Origin of the sequence: Streptococcus sp. 27098_8_74 (genome assembly GCF_041431705.1) — a bacterium.
GTDB classification, from domain to species: Bacteria; Bacillota; Bacilli; order Lactobacillales; family Streptococcaceae; genus Streptococcus; species Streptococcus salivarius_E.
This window is the reverse complement of sequence record NZ_JAPVYF010000066.1, coordinates 1-822: the sequence shown is the minus strand read 5'-3', so window position 1 is coordinate 822 and position 822 is coordinate 1. Positions and strand designations below refer to the sequence as shown.

1 pseudogene is annotated in these 822 nt (G+C 43.7%); it reads right to left on the bottom strand.

The window, feature by feature from the left end:
* Window positions 1-822, bottom strand: a pseudogene (locus O3670_RS10950) (CshA/CshB family fibrillar adhesin-related protein); the annotation flags it as partial.

Here is an 822-nt window from a genome sequence, read left to right as displayed (position 1 = left end):
TGAGCTTTCAGCTTGAACCTTGGCCGGTGTGACTACACCTGTGTATGATTTATCAGTCGGTGTGAAAGTGACTTGACCAGTAGCTGAATCGATAGAGTAAGTACCGATTTCAGTTGTACCATCAGCAGCATAAGCTGGTGTGCTTGAAACTTCGTTACCTTCTTTATCCAAGAGTGTGTAGCTATTATCTTTGATCGTAATAGCTTTATCTTCACCATTCACTTGAACAGTTGTTCCTGCAAAGGTTGGTGTCCCTGTTTGTGTTGCACCTTGAACATCTTTAGAAGTTGCAGGGTTTGCGGTTGGAACTGCTGGCACAACAGTTGGTGTGTAGGTTGCATCTGAAGTAATGGTTGCAGTCTTACCGTTAGCATTTGTAATAGTAGCAGTTGCCTGAACAGTTACTCCTTTTGCAGTACCAACAAAGTCTTTTTCTGGCGTAAATGTTACTGCTCCAGTCGTTGGGTCGATAGTATAGCTACCTTCACCTGCTACTGTCACTGTTGTTTCATCAGTTGGTTGACCAGTTGCGGGATCCACCAATTTCTTGCTTGTGATTTCAGCAGTCTTATCATTACTCAAATCAAAGGTTGGTGTTTGGGTTTGAGGAACGTTTTGAACATCCGCAGAAACCTTGTCTGTAGGAGTCACTGTAATTGGTGTTACTGATGGTGTGTAAGTCGCTGAAGCTTTTGTTCCGTTCTTGTCTTCACGAACAACTGTAACCGCTGGTGCTGTTCCTGTAAAACTTGGTTCTGGAACAAATGTAACAGTACCGTCTGCTGCTACTGTGTAGGTACCAACGCCATCAACTGACTTGGT